Origin of the sequence: Pseudomonas sp. ICBG1301 (genome assembly GCF_016918385.1) — a bacterium.
GTDB classification, from domain to species: Bacteria; Pseudomonadota; Gammaproteobacteria; order Pseudomonadales; family Pseudomonadaceae; genus Aquipseudomonas; species Aquipseudomonas palleroniana.
This window is the reverse complement of the sequence record NZ_JAEKGB010000001.1, coordinates 367,123-381,100: the sequence shown is the minus strand read 5'-3', so window position 1 is coordinate 381,100 and position 13,978 is coordinate 367,123. Positions and strand designations below refer to the sequence as shown.

General features: G+C 60.8%; 15 protein-coding genes. 3 read left to right on the top strand and 12 right to left on the bottom strand.

Annotated elements, in window-relative coordinates; genetic code table 11:
- Window positions 1-927, bottom strand: coding sequence for a chemotaxis protein CheV (locus tag JBE38_RS01785; protein ID WP_060756006.1), 927 nt, complete (start codon window positions 925-927; stop codon window positions 1-3).
- Window positions 928-1,481: 554 nt separating this feature from the next.
- On the opposite strand from JBE38_RS01785, the gene JBE38_RS01780 reads away from it, so the two are divergent.
- The 3 genes from JBE38_RS01780 (at window position 1,482) to JBE38_RS01770 (ending at window position 3,836) form a co-directional block, all read left to right on the top strand.
- Window positions 1,482-1,931, top strand: a complete 450-nt coding sequence (locus tag JBE38_RS01780) for a hypothetical protein (RefSeq protein ID WP_205343419.1) — start codon at window positions 1,482-1,484, stop codon at window positions 1,929-1,931.
- Between the two features lie 355 nt (window positions 1,932-2,286).
- Complete coding sequence (locus JBE38_RS01775; protein WP_205343634.1) at window positions 2,287-3,180, top strand: sensor histidine kinase; 894 nt, start codon at window positions 2,287-2,289, stop codon at window positions 3,178-3,180.
- Entirely contained in the window at window positions 3,177-3,836 is a 660-nt protein-coding gene (locus JBE38_RS01770) for a response regulator (protein ID WP_205343418.1), read from the top strand. Before JBE38_RS01775 ends, JBE38_RS01770 begins: the two co-directional genes overlap by 4 nt.
- On the opposite strand, the gene yegS is transcribed toward JBE38_RS01770, so the two are convergent.
- The 11 genes from yegS to JBE38_RS01715 form a co-directional block, all read right to left on the bottom strand.
- Entirely contained in the window at window positions 3,795-4,715 is a 921-nt protein-coding gene (gene yegS, locus JBE38_RS01765; RefSeq protein ID WP_104994416.1) for a lipid kinase YegS, read from the bottom strand. The two genes, JBE38_RS01770 and yegS, sit on opposite strands and share 42 nt — an antisense overlap.
- A 201-nt stretch (window positions 4,716-4,916) precedes the next feature.
- Window positions 4,917-5,309: a DUF2802 domain-containing protein gene (locus JBE38_RS01760; protein ID WP_060756010.1), complete on the bottom strand. Its 393-nt coding sequence runs from the start codon at window positions 5,307-5,309 to the stop codon at window positions 4,917-4,919.
- Window positions 5,310-5,792: a chemotaxis protein CheW gene (locus JBE38_RS01755; RefSeq protein WP_005790025.1), complete on the bottom strand. Its 483-nt coding sequence runs from the start codon at window positions 5,790-5,792 to the stop codon at window positions 5,310-5,312.
- Between the two features lie 79 nt (window positions 5,793-5,871).
- The gene (locus JBE38_RS01750) at window positions 5,872-6,678 is read right to left on the bottom strand and encodes a CheW domain-containing protein (protein WP_205343417.1); all 807 of its coding nucleotides are present in this window, start codon (window positions 6,676-6,678) and stop codon (window positions 5,872-5,874) included.
- A complete protein-coding gene (locus JBE38_RS01745; protein ID WP_060756013.1) occupies window positions 6,678-7,466 on the bottom strand; it encodes a ParA family protein in 789 nt (262 codons plus the stop codon). The genes JBE38_RS01750 and JBE38_RS01745 overlap by 1 nt, the downstream gene beginning before the upstream one ends.
- Before the next feature lie 50 nt (window positions 7,467-7,516).
- Entirely contained in the window at window positions 7,517-8,404 is an 888-nt protein-coding gene (motD, locus tag JBE38_RS01740) for a flagellar motor protein MotD (RefSeq protein WP_060756014.1), read from the bottom strand.
- Between the two features lie 15 nt (window positions 8,405-8,419).
- Window positions 8,420-9,160: a flagellar motor protein gene (locus JBE38_RS01735; protein ID WP_060756015.1), complete on the bottom strand. Its 741-nt coding sequence runs from the start codon at window positions 9,158-9,160 to the stop codon at window positions 8,420-8,422.
- Window positions 9,160-10,287, bottom strand: coding sequence for a protein-glutamate methylesterase/protein-glutamine glutaminase (locus JBE38_RS01730; RefSeq protein WP_060756016.1), 1,128 nt, complete (start codon window positions 10,285-10,287; stop codon window positions 9,160-9,162). The genes JBE38_RS01735 and JBE38_RS01730 overlap by 1 nt, the downstream gene beginning before the upstream one ends.
- A gap of 49 nt (window positions 10,288-10,336) precedes the next feature.
- Window positions 10,337-12,640: a chemotaxis protein CheA gene (locus JBE38_RS01725; RefSeq protein ID WP_205343416.1), complete on the bottom strand. Its 2,304-nt coding sequence runs from the start codon at window positions 12,638-12,640 to the stop codon at window positions 10,337-10,339.
- A gap of 11 nt (window positions 12,641-12,651) precedes the next feature.
- A complete protein-coding gene (locus JBE38_RS01720; RefSeq protein ID WP_060756018.1) occupies window positions 12,652-13,440 on the bottom strand; it encodes a protein phosphatase CheZ in 789 nt (262 codons plus the stop codon).
- 19 nt (window positions 13,441-13,459) lie between these two features.
- Window positions 13,460-13,834, bottom strand: a complete 375-nt coding sequence (locus JBE38_RS01715) for a chemotaxis response regulator CheY (RefSeq protein ID WP_160385018.1) — start codon at window positions 13,832-13,834, stop codon at window positions 13,460-13,462.
- Between the last annotated feature and the right edge of the window lie 144 nt (window positions 13,835-13,978).

Below are 13,978 nucleotides of genomic sequence, written 5' to 3'. Positions count from 1 at the left end.
CTACAGATCCAGCGTCAGGCGTTGGCGGACTACGTCCACCAGTTTGTCCGGCTGGAACTTGGACAGGAAGTTGTCGCAGCCGACCTTCTTGACCATCGACTCGTTGAAGCTGCCCGACAGCGAGGTGTGCAGCACCACATAGAGCCCGCGCAAGCGTGGATCGTTGCGGATCTCGGTGGTCAGGCGATAGCCGTCCATCTCGGGCATTTCGGCGTCGGTGAAGATCATCAGCAGTTTGTCGGTCATCACCTGGCCGCTGTCGGCCCAGGTCTTGAGCATATTCAGGGCCTTGAGGCCGTCGCTGGCGATGTGCATCTTCACGCCGAGCTGCCCGAGGGTGTCGCGCAGTTGCGCCAGGGCGACATTGGAGTCATCCACCAGCAGTACTTCGCGGCCACGGGCACGTTCCAGCACCGGGTCTTCGAGTTTTTCCCGGGAGACCTTGGCGTTATACGGCACGATCTCGGCGAGGACTTTTTCCACGTCGATGATTTCCACCAACTGATCATCGACCTTGCTGATGGCGGTCAGGTAATGCTGACGCCCGGCGCTGGTCGGGGGTGGCAAGATGGCTTCCCAGTTCATGTTGACGATACGGTCCACGCCCCCCACCAGGAACGCCTGTACCGAGCGGTTGTACTCGGTGACGATAATGGTGCTGTCGGGCCCCGGCACCAGCGGGCGCATGCCGATGGCCTGGGACAGGTCGATCACCGGCAGGGTCTGGCCACGCAGGTTGACCACGCCACACACGAATGGATGGCGCTGGGGCATCAGGGTCAGCTTGGGCAGTTGCAGGACTTCCTGCACCTTGAACACATTGATCGCGAACAACTGCCGCCCGGCCAGGCGAAACATGAGAATCTCCAGGCGATTCTCACCCACCAGCTGCGTGCGTTGATCTACGGTGTCGAGAATGCCGGCCATTAAAAGCTCCTGATGTGCGCGTTGAATTCACGCTGAGAAATTGTGCAACTCAGTTAAGACTAGTTATCGGCGGCAATCGCCAGACCTTGACCCCAGTAAAATGCCACGTAAATCAGTTGATGTCACACTGACATCATGGTTTACTGAATTGCGCCTTCATCCAGCATTGCCGCAACGTCGCGCGACACCCGAATCGACGTAGGGTTCCATCGTATAAGGGATTCCCCTATACACAATCAGGTCCAACCTGATATTCGCGATATCTAATAGCCATTAATGTGACGCCATTCTCATTGCATGAATGGAGTCAGGCTTTTGTTTGCCACACCAAGCCCACATCCCACGGGTCTTCCAGGCACTCTGTCGGCGGCAACTAAAGTTGTGCAATCGCCCCGGACAGCGAGGGCCACGCGCGGCGTTTGTGGTCAATTCAATAACGTTCCTACTGCAATCTCAGAACCGACCTACAGATTCCAGTCATATTTCAGCAGTAGTTTTACGCCATTCACCCGGTGCGACATCTCATCACCCGACCTTATGTTGCGGAGACTTACATGATGAATAGCGCAAACGAATGGCAAACCACACTTCCCGAGTTCCTGCTGGAAGCCGAAATGCTGCTGGCCAAATCGGAAGAGTGCTTGAGCCACCTGCATTTGATTCGCAACGACAGCGATGCCATCGACTGCATGAAAGCCAGCCTCGCCAAGCTGGCGGAAAAAGCCGAAGGCCTGGCATTGCAGGCGATCAGTGAATTCTCCAGGCATCTGCAATGCCTGATTGCCAACGCCGTGAACCCCATGCAATTGCATGATCAGGCACTGGACGCCCTGCACGACTGCCTGACGCTGCTGGCCTGGCAACTGGAGTTGATCGACACGCGCACCGGCGAACTGGCGCTGGATGAAAGCGAACAAACAACGCTGATTGCGACGGTCACCTTGCAAATCCCACAAAAAGACTTCGGCAATAAGCCACAATCACGTTTGCACCACACGATTTGAGCAATGACCAGGTCGTATTTAATCGGTTAGTTATCTAAAAACGACCTTGGGTTAGTCGGTCGAGGCGATCTTGCGCGGCCGATATATCAATTAGCCATGTATGCAACCCAGTTCATTAATACAACTACTCACTCACTTTGAACTCTGGGATTACCACTCAGGGTATTGGCTTGGTTAATAAGCCAATCGAGCAAGGCGCCAGGCGACCGACGGTAATAGTGGTGGTACTATGCCCCGCTCGAAGTGACTCAACTTCATCATGTCCAAAAACGATTCGGCACCGTATTCCAAACAAAGGCCCGTCACCCCCCATGACCGGCTTTCCCGCAGCGAACCTTCATTGGCTCCATCCGCTATGTACGCCAGCCTCAAGTCACTCATCACAAGGTCCGTGTCCCGCAGCAATGCCCGCCGCCTGGTCCTCGCCTTGTGCCTGTGCTCGTTGCTGGTCAGCCTGTGGGCCTATAGCCACAACGCCCCCCTGCCGGTCTCGATCCTTCTGCTCAACCTCATCACCTTGATCGTGGTGGGCGTGCAGCAATGGCACTCGCGCAAATCCATCAAGTTCCAGCCCCAGGAACTGGCCGACCGCCTGCTGCAAGTCCAGGAAAACGAACGCCACCGGCTCAGCCGCGACCTGCACGATGACATCGGCCAGTTGCTGACCGCCGCCAAACTGCAAAGCGAATGGCTCAAGCGCCGACTGCCGGACGACCTGCAAAGTCAATGCACGGTGCTGTGCAATACCCTGAATGAGACCCTGGCCAAAGTGCGTGACGTCTCGGCGATTCTCAACCCGCGCCAGCTGGCCAGCCTGGGTCTGGAAGCCAGCCTGCGCGCGCACCTGCTCAAGACCCTGGAAAACACCCCGATCCACTGGAGCCTGGAATGCCAGCAACGGTTGACCGGCATCCCCGAAGAAATGGCCGTGGCCGCCTTTCGCATCACCCAGGAAGCGGTGACCAACATGCTCCGCCACGCCCAGGCGCAGAACCTGCGGGTGCGCCTGCAGCGCCTGCCCGAAGGCTTGTCGCTGATGATCTGCGATGACGGCCGTGGCTTTTCACCCTCACCCAACCCGGGCCTGATGGGCCAGCGGGGCATGGCCGGCATGGTCGAACGGATCGACCAACTGGGAGGCTCTTTGTCCGTCAACAGCCAACCCGGCCAGGGCACGCGGATCGACGCACTTTTACCCTGGGCGCCCCGCGCCCTCGAACGGGCCAGCGCCCCTAAGGCTCTTGAGTGACTTGCACACTATTCCTGGTGGATGACCACGCTCTGATCCGGGCCGGCGTGCGCGCGCTGATCCAGGATATCCCCGGCTACACCGTGATTGGCGAAGCCGATGATGGCGCGCAAGTGCTGGAGGCCTTCAGCACCTTGCAGCCGGACATCGTGCTGCTGGACCTGTCGATGAAACGTACCGGTGGCCTGGATGCCTTGCAGCAGCTCAAGGCGGCCTACCCCAAGAGCAAGGTACTGATCCTGTCGATGCACACCGACCCCGAGTTGATCATGCGCGCGCTGGAGTCCGGTGCCCACGGCTACCTGCTCAAGGACACCACGGCCAACGAGCTGGAACACGCCTTGCTGGCCCTGCGCAACAATGAGCGCTACCTGAGCCCCGCCATTGCCCACACCGTGATCAACCAGGCGTTGATCCGCAGCCAGGGGCCGGCCTCTCCCGTCGCCCACAACCACACCCTCACGGCACGCCAGCTGGAGATCCTGCGCTTGATCGTGCGCGGTAAATCCACCCGGGAAATCGCCCAGGGGCTGGGCTTGAGCATCAAGACGGTGGAGGCACATCGCTCGCAGATCATGAAGCGCCTGCAGATCTACGACGTCGCCGGCCTGGTGTTATTCGCCGTTCGCGAGCAGATCATCAGCCTGGACGACTAGGGGCGAGCCCAGCGGCAAGTGCACGCGCAAGGCCTTGGGCAACGCACTGAAACGCAAATCGTCGCCCTGCAGCGGTTCGCCATCCAGGTTGATATACAACCCTTCGGCCACCTTGATTTCGACCCAGGGCAAGCGTGCCCGCACAAACATATTGTCCAGGCCCCAGCCGTCACTCATCAGGGTCAGCAAAGTGCCGACCACTTCCTGGGGCGCCGGCAGAATGCTGATATCCAGCAAGCCATCATCGGCCAACGCGCCCGGGCACAACACATGCCCACCGCCCGCTTGGCGACCGTTGCCGATACCGAGCGCGAGCAGATCACCTTTCCAGTGAAAGCCGGGACCTTCCAGCTCACCATAGGCCGCCTTCAATTCGCTGAATCGGGTCAGACCGGTGAACAGGTAGGCGGCGCCGCCCAGGACCTTTTTCAGGTCTTCCGAGGTATTGGCGGTGACCTGGCTGCCGAAGCCGCCAGTGGCCATGTTGAGGAAGATTTGCCCGCCGGCCTGGCCGAGGTCGATTGCCCGAGGTGGCACGTCCAGCAGTGCCAGTGCCTGTGCAGGCTCCAGCGGCACGCCGGCGGCGCGGGCAAAGTCGTTGGCGGTGCCCAGGGGCATCAGGACCAGGCTGGCGTCGGTCTTGGCCCGGGCCATGGCTTCGGCGACGTCACGCAGCGTACCGTCGCCGCCGCCGGCGATGATGTGGGTGTAGCCGTCAGCCAGGGCTTCATTGACCAGGCGTTGGGCGTCGCCGCCTTCCCATGTGACCCGCACGGCCAACTCATCACCCTGCTCGCGCCGAGCCTGTACGGCCGCGCGCACGTCCTCGTTCAAGGCTTGTTTGCCGTGAAGGATCAATAGAGCTTTGGGGGTGGTCATGAGTGGCTGACTCCAGGGGTTGAGGGTTCCTGAAGGATGTGGACATTCGGTGAGGGGGAAAAAGTCATTGGGTGAGGGAAATTAATTCGTTGGGGCCCGAACAGCGACACTGTACGAGGGGGGCTGCCGATGAGGGTGGGCCAGTGGATGAGTCTGGTGCCTGACCCACTGCAATCGGGAGCAAGCCCCCTCCCACAGGCTTCAGCTCTTGTGAAGCTTGCTCATCAACTGCGCCTCCGCCTGGGTCAACCCACACGACTGCGTCAGCTCATCCACCGTAGCGCCCATGCCGACCAACTTCGCCGCCTGGGCGAACGACAAGCTCGTCGGGTCGCGCTGTTCAATCTGCGCCAGCTTGTCCGGCAATGGCCCGAGGATGGCGCGCAGTTCATGCACCTCATCCCCCACCTTCACCGTCGTTTGCTGGAAGTGATCAACACGCTTGACCAGATCGATGATGCGTCGGTCACGCAAGGCATCGCGCTCAGCCTGCTGCTGGGCCAATTCCCGTTGCTGGCGCAGGTAGCGCAGCAGGAAAGCCAAAGTCCCGGCCCACAACAGGGCCAGGACGATCACCGCCGCCTCGAAGAACAATCAGATGCTCTCCAGTTCCGACCATTCTTCTTCGCTCATCATCTTATCCAGCTCAACCAGAATCAGCAGCTCGTTGTTCTTGTTGCATACGCCCTGGATAAACTTGGCGGATTCTTCATTGCCCACGTTCGGCGCGGTTTCCACTTCCGACTGGCGCAGGTAAACCACTTCCGCCACGCTGTCGACCATGATCCCGACCACTTGCTTGTCGGCTTCGATGATCACGATACGCGTGTTGTCGCTGACTTCGACCGTGTCCAGGCCAAAACGCTGGCGGGTGTCGATCACCGTCACCACGTTGCCGCGCAGGTTGATGATGCCCAGCACATAGCTTGGCGCCCCCGGAACCGGAGCGATCTCGGTGTAGCGCAGCACTTCCTGCACGCGCATCACGTTGATACCGTAGGTTTCGTTGTCCAGTTTGAAGGTAACCCATTGCAGGATTGGATCATCCAAACCTTGTGCGGACGCTGATTTGTTCATGCTTAGAACCCCTTCAATGCCGGCTCAACCGGCGTGTGTGCTTCGCTAACCGCATTCGCATGCGGGCCTTATTGTTCAATCAACTGCGTGGGTGCGGTGCCATCGACTTGACGGCACCGCTGGCGATCAACTCGGCCAGTTCGGCGACGTCGAGCAACGCGCACATATGTTCGATCACGGTGCCTGCCAGCCAGGGTCGTTGGCCACGGTGGCTGCGCCATTTGATTTCGTTCGGGTCCAGGCGCAACGAGCGGCTGACTTGATGCACCGCCAACCCCCATTCGTAGCCCTGCACCGAGATCACGTATTGCAAGCCCTGGCGAAAATCGTCGCGGTAGCGATCGGGCATCACCCAACGGGCGGTATCCAGCACTTTAAGATTACCGGCCTGGCTGGGCAGGATGCCGAGGAACCAATCCGGTTGCCCGAACAACGGTGTCAGTTCCTGGCCGTCCAAAGAATAGATCGAACCCAGGCACACCAACGGCACCGCCAGGGTCAGCCCGGCGACATCGAATAACAGGCATTCGAAGGGCTCGGCGGCCCAGTATGGGCGGCCGTCACCGGTGTCCGGCGGCGGTGTGATGCTAGGTGGCAGGTGCACGTCTGCAACGGGCTCAACCACGACCGGCTCGACCGGCGCCACAACCGGCACTGCCGCCACGACCGGCGCCACCACAGGGGCGACCACGACATGGGCGTCACGCGCCTGCTCTTCCAATACGGCCAGCTGGAATTCATCCAGCATAGTGTCTGCGGCGATGGCCGGTTCAAGTTCCAGCACCGGCTCCGGCAAGGGTTCCTCGGTCGCATCCTGCAGCAAGGCGTCCAGGTAGGACTCCAGTGCCAATTGCGGCCGGGTCTTGAGTTTGACAGGACGGTTCATCAAGCCACCTGCGCTACAAGCTGCTGGGCCAGCAGGTGCTTGAGCAACGCACGATAAGCCAGCACGCCACGGCTTTTGCCATCGAACTGCGAGGGCGTCAGGCCCGCGCGGCTGGCGTCACGCAGGCGCGTGTCGACCGGGATGTAGCCATTCCAGATGGTGTCCGGGTAGGCATCGCGTAATACCCGCAAGGTGCCGAGGGACGCTTGGGTACGGCGGTCGAACAAGGTCGGCACAATGCAGAACGGCAGCGCCTGTTTACGCGAGCGGTTGATCATCGCCAGGGTGCTGACCATGCGCTCCAGGCCTTTGACGGCCAAGTGCTCGGTCTGCACCGGGATCACCAGTTGCTGGCTGGCCGCCAAGGCGTTGACCATCAGCACGCCGAGCAACGGCGGGCTGTCGATAATAGCGTAGTCGAAGTCCTGCCACAGCTGCGCCAGGGTCTTGGCGATCACCAGGCCCAGCCCGCTCTGCCCCGGCGACTGGCGCTCAAGGGTCGCCAGCGCGGTGCTGGAGGGCAGCAGGGAAATGCTTTCGTTACTGGTGGGCAGCAGCAATTGCCCCGGCAAGTCGCTGGGTACGCTGCCCTTGTGCAGGAACAGGTCGTAGCAACTGTGCTCCAGCGCATCCGGGTCGTAGCCGAAATAGCTGGTCATGGAGCCATGGGGGTCGAGGTCGACCACGACCACACGCTTGCCCGCTTCGGCCAGCAAGCCGGCTAAGGCGATGGAGGTGGTGGTCTTGCCGACTCCACCTTTTTGATTGGCAACTGCCCAGACTCTCATTCGGTTGGTTCCTCCCGGTGGGCAAAAGCGCGACCGAGACATTGCATCAGTTATTGAGCCAGTGACGGGGAATTGACGCTCCCCTGCCGAACCGGCGGCTTGACCACAGGCGGTGCAGTTTGTGTGCCAGCCCGCCTCAATGCCGCATCCGGTGTTGCATTAGCCGTTCCCGTACCCGTCAGGCTACGGCGTACATCGAGGTTGCGCGACACCACCAATACCACACGGCGGTTACGTGCGCGGCCTTCGGCGGTCGCATTATTGGCCACCGGCTGGAATTCACCATAGCCCACCGACGCCAGGCGCTCAGGGTTCACACCCTGCATCGCCAGCATGCGCACGATACTGGCGGCGCGGGCCGATGAGAGCTCCCAGTTGGTCGGGTACTGCGCGGTGTTGATGGGGAAATTGTCGGTAAAGCCTTCGACATGGATCGGGTTTTCAAACGGTTTGAGAATCGCCGCCACCTTGTCGATGATGGTGAACGCCTGATCGCTGGGCATGGCATCGGCGCTGGCGAACAGCAGACTGGAATTAAGCTCGATCTCCACCCACAGCTCATTGCCGCGCACGGTCATCTGGTTGGACTTGATCAGGTCACCGAACGCGGCGCTGATATCGTCGGCGATGCTTTTGAGCGGGTCGCTGGTGCCGCCGATACCGGCGGCGACTTCATCGCTGTCGTTGACCAGCGGCTTGGCCGGGGTCACGGTCTTGGGTCGTTCATCACCGATGGGGATCGGCTTGATCGAACGGTCGGTGTCGTTGAACACCCCGATCAGCGCCTGGGAAATGACCTTGTACTTGCCTTCGTTGATCGACGAGATGGAATACATCACCACGAAAAACGCGAACAGCAAGGTGATGAAGTCCGCGTAGGACACCAGCCAGCGCTCATGATTGACGTGTTCTTCAGGCTCGCGACGGCGACGGCTCACAGGCAATCCCTCCCATCAATCCATGAAGCCCTGGAGCTTCAATTCGATGGAGCGCGGGTTCTCGCCCTCGGCAATCGACAGCAAACCTTCCAGCAGCATCTCCCGGTAACGTGACTGACGCATGGCGATCGACTTGAGCTTGCTGGCCACCGGCAACAGCACCAGGTTGGCACTGGCCACGCCATAGATGGTAGCGACAAATGCCACGGCAATGCCGCTGCCCAATTGCGATGGATCGGCCAGGTTGCCCATGACGTGAATCAGGCCCATCACCGCACCGATGATGCCAATGGTCGGCGCGTAGCCGCCCATGCTTTCAAAAACTTTGGCCGCGTTGATGTCACGGCTTTCCTGAGTGTAGAAATCCACTTCGAGGATGCTGCGGATCGCTTCCGGCTCGGCGCCGTCTACCAGCAGCTGCAAGCCTTTGCGTGCGTAGCTGTCGGGCTCGGCATCGGCCACGCCTTCCAGGCCCAGCAGGCCCTCCTTGCGCGCGGTGAGGCTCCAGTTGACCACACGATCGATGCCACCGAGCAGGTCGATACGCGGTGGAAAAATGATCCACACCAGAATCTGCATGGCACGCTTGAACGAGCTCAGGGGCGATTGCAGCAAGGCTGCGCCTACGGTGCCGCCGATCACGATCAACGCCGCCGGGCCGTTGGCCAAGGCGCCGAGGTGGCCGCCTTCGAGGAAGTTGCCGCCGATGATCGCGACAAACGCCAGGGTGATACCGATCAAGCTCAACACATCCATCAGAGGCAGGCCTCCGCCAGATGCTTGCCGATGTCGTCCAGGCTGTAAACGGCGTCGGCCAGGTCGGCCTTGACGATGGCCATGGGCATGCCATAGATCACGCAGCTGGCCTCATCCTGGGCCCAGACCGTGCTGCCCCCCTGCTTGAGCAGGCGTGCGCCTTCACGACCGTCGGCGCCCATGCCGGTGAGCACCACCGCCAGAACTTTGTCGCCGTAGGACTTGGCCGCCGAACCGAAGGTGATATCCACGCACGGCTTGTAGTTCAGGCGTTCATCGCCCGGCAGGATTTTCACCGCGCCACGGCCATCCACCATCATCTGCTTGCCACCCGGCGCCAGCAACGCCAGGCCAGGACGCAGGATGTCGCCGTCTTCGGCTTCCTTGACGCTGATGCGGCACAGCTTGTCCAGGCGTTCGGCGAAGGCTTTGGTAAACGCGGCGGGCATATGCTGCACCAGCACGATCGGCGCCGGGAAGTTGGCCGGCAGTTGGGTCAATACGCGTTGCAGGGCGACCGGGCCGCCGGTTGAGGTACCGATAGCTACTAGCTTGTAGGCTTTGCGCTTGGGCGCGGGCGAATGAGCGCTCGGCGCCGAAGCACGGACGGGAGCCACGGCGGGCCGCGCCACTGGCGCAGGCGCAGGACGCGCGAAGGAGGAACTGGTCGGCGCAGGTGCCGCCACTGGTGCAGGTGCAGGTGCAGGCGTGCTGAACAGGCTGCGGCGGTTGCTGCGGGAAATGCTGTGCACCTTCTCGCACAGCATCTGCTTGACCTTCTCGGGGTTGCGCGAGATGTCTTCGAAATTCTTCGGCAGGAAGTCCACCGCACCCGCGTCCAGCGCATCCAGGGTTACCCGGGCACCTTCATGGGTCAGCGACGAGAACATCAATACCGGAGTCGGGCAGCGTTGCATGATGTGGCGAACTGCCGTGATGCCATCCATCATCGGCATCTCGTAGTCCATGGTGATCACGTCCGGCTTCAACGCAATGGCCTGATCAATCGCCTCTTTACCGTTGGTGGCCGTGCCGACCACCTGAATGGTTGGATCGGCGGAAAGAATTTCCGAGACGCGGCGGCGGAAGAAACCCGAATCGTCCACCACCAGGACCTTGACTGCCATAAACACTCCGTTAGGTGGGGCGGGCACGATTGCCCAACCCCCACCAGAATCAAATACGCCGAGCGGCGTAACGCTTGAGCATGCTCGGAACATCGAGAATCAGCGCGATCCGACCGTCACCGGTGATGGTCGCACCCGACATGCCCGGGGTTCCCTGCAGCATTTTGCCCAAAGGCTTGATGACCACTTCTTCCTGGCCCACCAGTTGATCGACCACAAAGCCGATACGCTGGGTGCCCACGGACAGGATCACCACGTGGCCTTCGCGCTGCTCTTCATGGGCAGCAGACGCAACCAGCCAGCGCTTGAGGTAGAACAGCGGCAGCGCCTTGTCACGCACGATCACCACTTCCTGGCCATCCACCACATTGGTGCGCGACAGGTCGAGGTGGAAGATCTCGTTGACGTTGACCAGCGGGAACGCGAACGCCTGGTTGCCCAGCATCACCATCAGGGTCGGCATGATCGCCAAGGTCAACGGCACCTTGATCACGATCTTTGAGCCCTGGCCCTTGGTCGAGTAGATATTGATCGAGCCGTTGAGCTGGCTGATCTTGGTCTTCACCACGTCCATGCCGACGCCACGACCAGACACGTCGGAAATCTCGGTCTTGGTCGAGAAGCCTGGGGCGAAGATCAGGTTGTAGCACTCGGTGTCGGTCAGGCGGTCGGCGGCATCCTTGTCCATCACACCGCGCTTGACTGCAATGTTGCGCAGGATGGTCGGGTCCATGCCCTTGCCGTCATCGGTGATCGACAACAGGATATGGTCGCCTTCTTGCTCGGCCGCCAGAATCACCTTGCCGCCGCGGGACTTGCCCGAGGCTTCACGTTCTTCAGGGGTTTCGACGCCGTGGTCGACTGCGTTGCGCACCAAGTGGACCAGCGGATCGGCCAGGGCCTCGACCAGGTTTTTGTCGAGGTCGGTTTCTTCCCCCACCAGCTCCAGGTTGATCTCTTTCTTGAGCTGGCGCGCCAGGTCACGAACCAGGCGCGGGAAGCGGCCGAAGACTTTCTTGATCGGCTGCATCCGCGTTTTCATCACAGCGGTCTGCAGGTCGGCGGTGACCACGTCGAGGTTCGACACGGCCTTCTGCATCGACTCGTCGCCACTGCTCAGGCCCAGGCGTACCAGGCGGTTACGCACCAACACCAGTTCGCCGACCATGTTCATGATGTCGTCCAGCCGCGCCGTGTCCACGCGCACCGTGGTTTCAGCTTCGCTGGCCGGCTTTTCGGCCACTGGTGCAGCGGCGGCACGCGCCGGTGCAGCGGCCGGCGCAGCAGCAGGAGCCGGCTTGGCGGCAGCAGGTGCAGCAGCAGGAGCCGGCTTGGCGGCAGCAGGTGCAGCAGCAGGAGCCGGCTTGGCGGCAGCAGGTGCAGCAGCAGGTGCAGGTGCAGGTTTCGCCGCTACCGGGGTAGCGGTCGCAGCCGCCGCCGGGGGTACTTCACTGAACTTGCCCTTGCCGTGCAATTCGTCGAGCAAGGCTTCGAATTCGTGCTCGGAAATCAGCCCGTCGCCGGCTGGCTGCGCACTGGCAGGCGGCGTAACAGGCGGCTTGGCAGCCGTCGGCGCAGCCGCTGTCGCGGCAACTTCCGGCAGGGCTTCGGCCGCGAACGTGCCTTTGCCGTGCAGTTGGTCGAGCAACGCTTCGAATTCGTCGTCGGTAATGTCGGTGCTGGCCGGGGCCGCAGGCGCTTCGGAAGCTGCAGCAGGCGCCACGGCATCGGCGGCGAACTGGCCCTTGCCATGCAACTGGTCGAGCAAGGATTCAAATTCGGCGTCGGTGATGTCTTCGCTGGTCGGCACGGCAGCAGGTGCCGCCGGAGCTTCGGCTTCGGCCTTCGCCGCGCTGAGGGAGTTGAGCAGTTGCTCGAACTCGCTATCGGTCACATCCGGCTCAGGTTCGGCAACCGGTTCCGGTTCCGGGGCGGCTTCCACCGCCGGCGCGGCCGAAGTGTCGGCAGGCTCTGCGTAGCGCGCCAGGGCGGCCAGCAGCTCGGGCGTGGCGGCCGTGATCGGCGCGCGTTCACGGACCTGGCTGAACATGCCATTGACCGCATCCAGGGCTTCGAGAATCACGTCCATCAATTCCGAATCAACGTGACGCTCACCCTTGCGCAGGATGTCGAACACGTTCTCGGCGATGTGGCAGCACTCCACCAGCTCATGGAGCTGGAGGAAGCCGGCGCCCCCTTTTACAGTGTGAAAACCGCGAAAAATTGCATTGAGCAGGTTCGCATCATCCGGGCGGCTTTCCAGCTCGACCAGTTGCTCGGACAGTTGCTCTAAAATTTCGCCGGCCTCTACAAGGAAATCCTGAAGGATCTCTTCATCGGCGCCGAAGCTCATGTGGGTGCTCCTTAGAAGCCTAAACTGGATAACAGGTCATCTACGTCATCCTGACCTGACACAACGTCTTCACGTTTATCGGCATGAATCTGCGGACCTTCACCCTTGGCGAGATGTTTTTGTGGATCTTTTTCCGAAAGGATCGCTGCGCGGTCATGTTCGATACCGGCAAAGCGGTCGACCTGGCCGGCCATCAGCACCAATTTGAGCAGGTTGCTTTCCACTTCGGTGACCAACTGGGTCACACGCTTGATCACTTGACCGGTGAGGTCCTGGTAATCCTGGGCCAGCAAAATGTCGTTGAGGTTGCTGGAAACCGTACGGTTGTCCTGCTCACTGCGCGACAGGAAACCTTCAACCCGACGGGCCAATTCACGAAACTCTTCGGCGCCCACTTCGCGGCGCATGAAGCGGCCCCAGTCAACGCTGAGGGCCTGGGCTTCGTTGGCCATGCCGTTGACCAGCGGCGTGGCGTTTTCCACCAGGTCCATGGTGCGGTTGGCCGCCGCCTCAGTCAGCCTGACCACATAGGACAAGCGTTCGGTGGCATCGGTGATTTGCGAAATTTCTTCGGCCTGGGGCATGTGCGGGTCAATCTGAAAATTGACGATCGCACTGTGCAGCTCACGTGTCAGCTTGCCCACTTCCTGATACAGGCCGCGGTCACGCGTCTGATTGAGCTCATGGATCAACTGCACCGCGTCGCCGAACTGGCCTTTTTCCAGGCTTTCGACCAACTGGTGGGCATGTTTTTTCAGAGTCGACTCAAAGTCTTTCTGTGATGATTCTGTATGCTCCATAGCTCCCCCTGCGATGGCGTTAGCCGTGGATGCGTTCGAAGATTTTTTCGATCTTCTCTTTCAACGCCTGTGCAGTGAATGGCTTGACCACGTAACCGTTGACCCCGGCCTGGGCGGCTTCGATGATCTGTTCACGCTTGGCTTCGGCGGTCACCATCAACACGGGAAGGCTGCGCAATTTTTCGTCGGCGCGCACGTGGCGCAACAAGTCGATACCGGTCATGCCCGGCATGTTCCAGTCTGTTACCAGGAAGTCGATGCTCCCACTGTTGAGGATCGGGATCGCCGTAAGGCCGTCATCCGCCTCGACCGTGTTGGTGAACCCAAGGTCACGCAACAGATTTTTTATGATCCGCCGCATCGTTGAGAAGTCATCAACGATGAGGATTTTCATGTTCTTGTCCAATTCGACCTCCAAGCAGTCTTAAACGCGCCCAGCACCTGGACGCGCCATTTCAATCAACAGGCGTTACACAACAAAGGACTGCCCAGGGCACCACGGCACGACCCCGCAAAAGCCTTCGACTTTCGCGGCGCG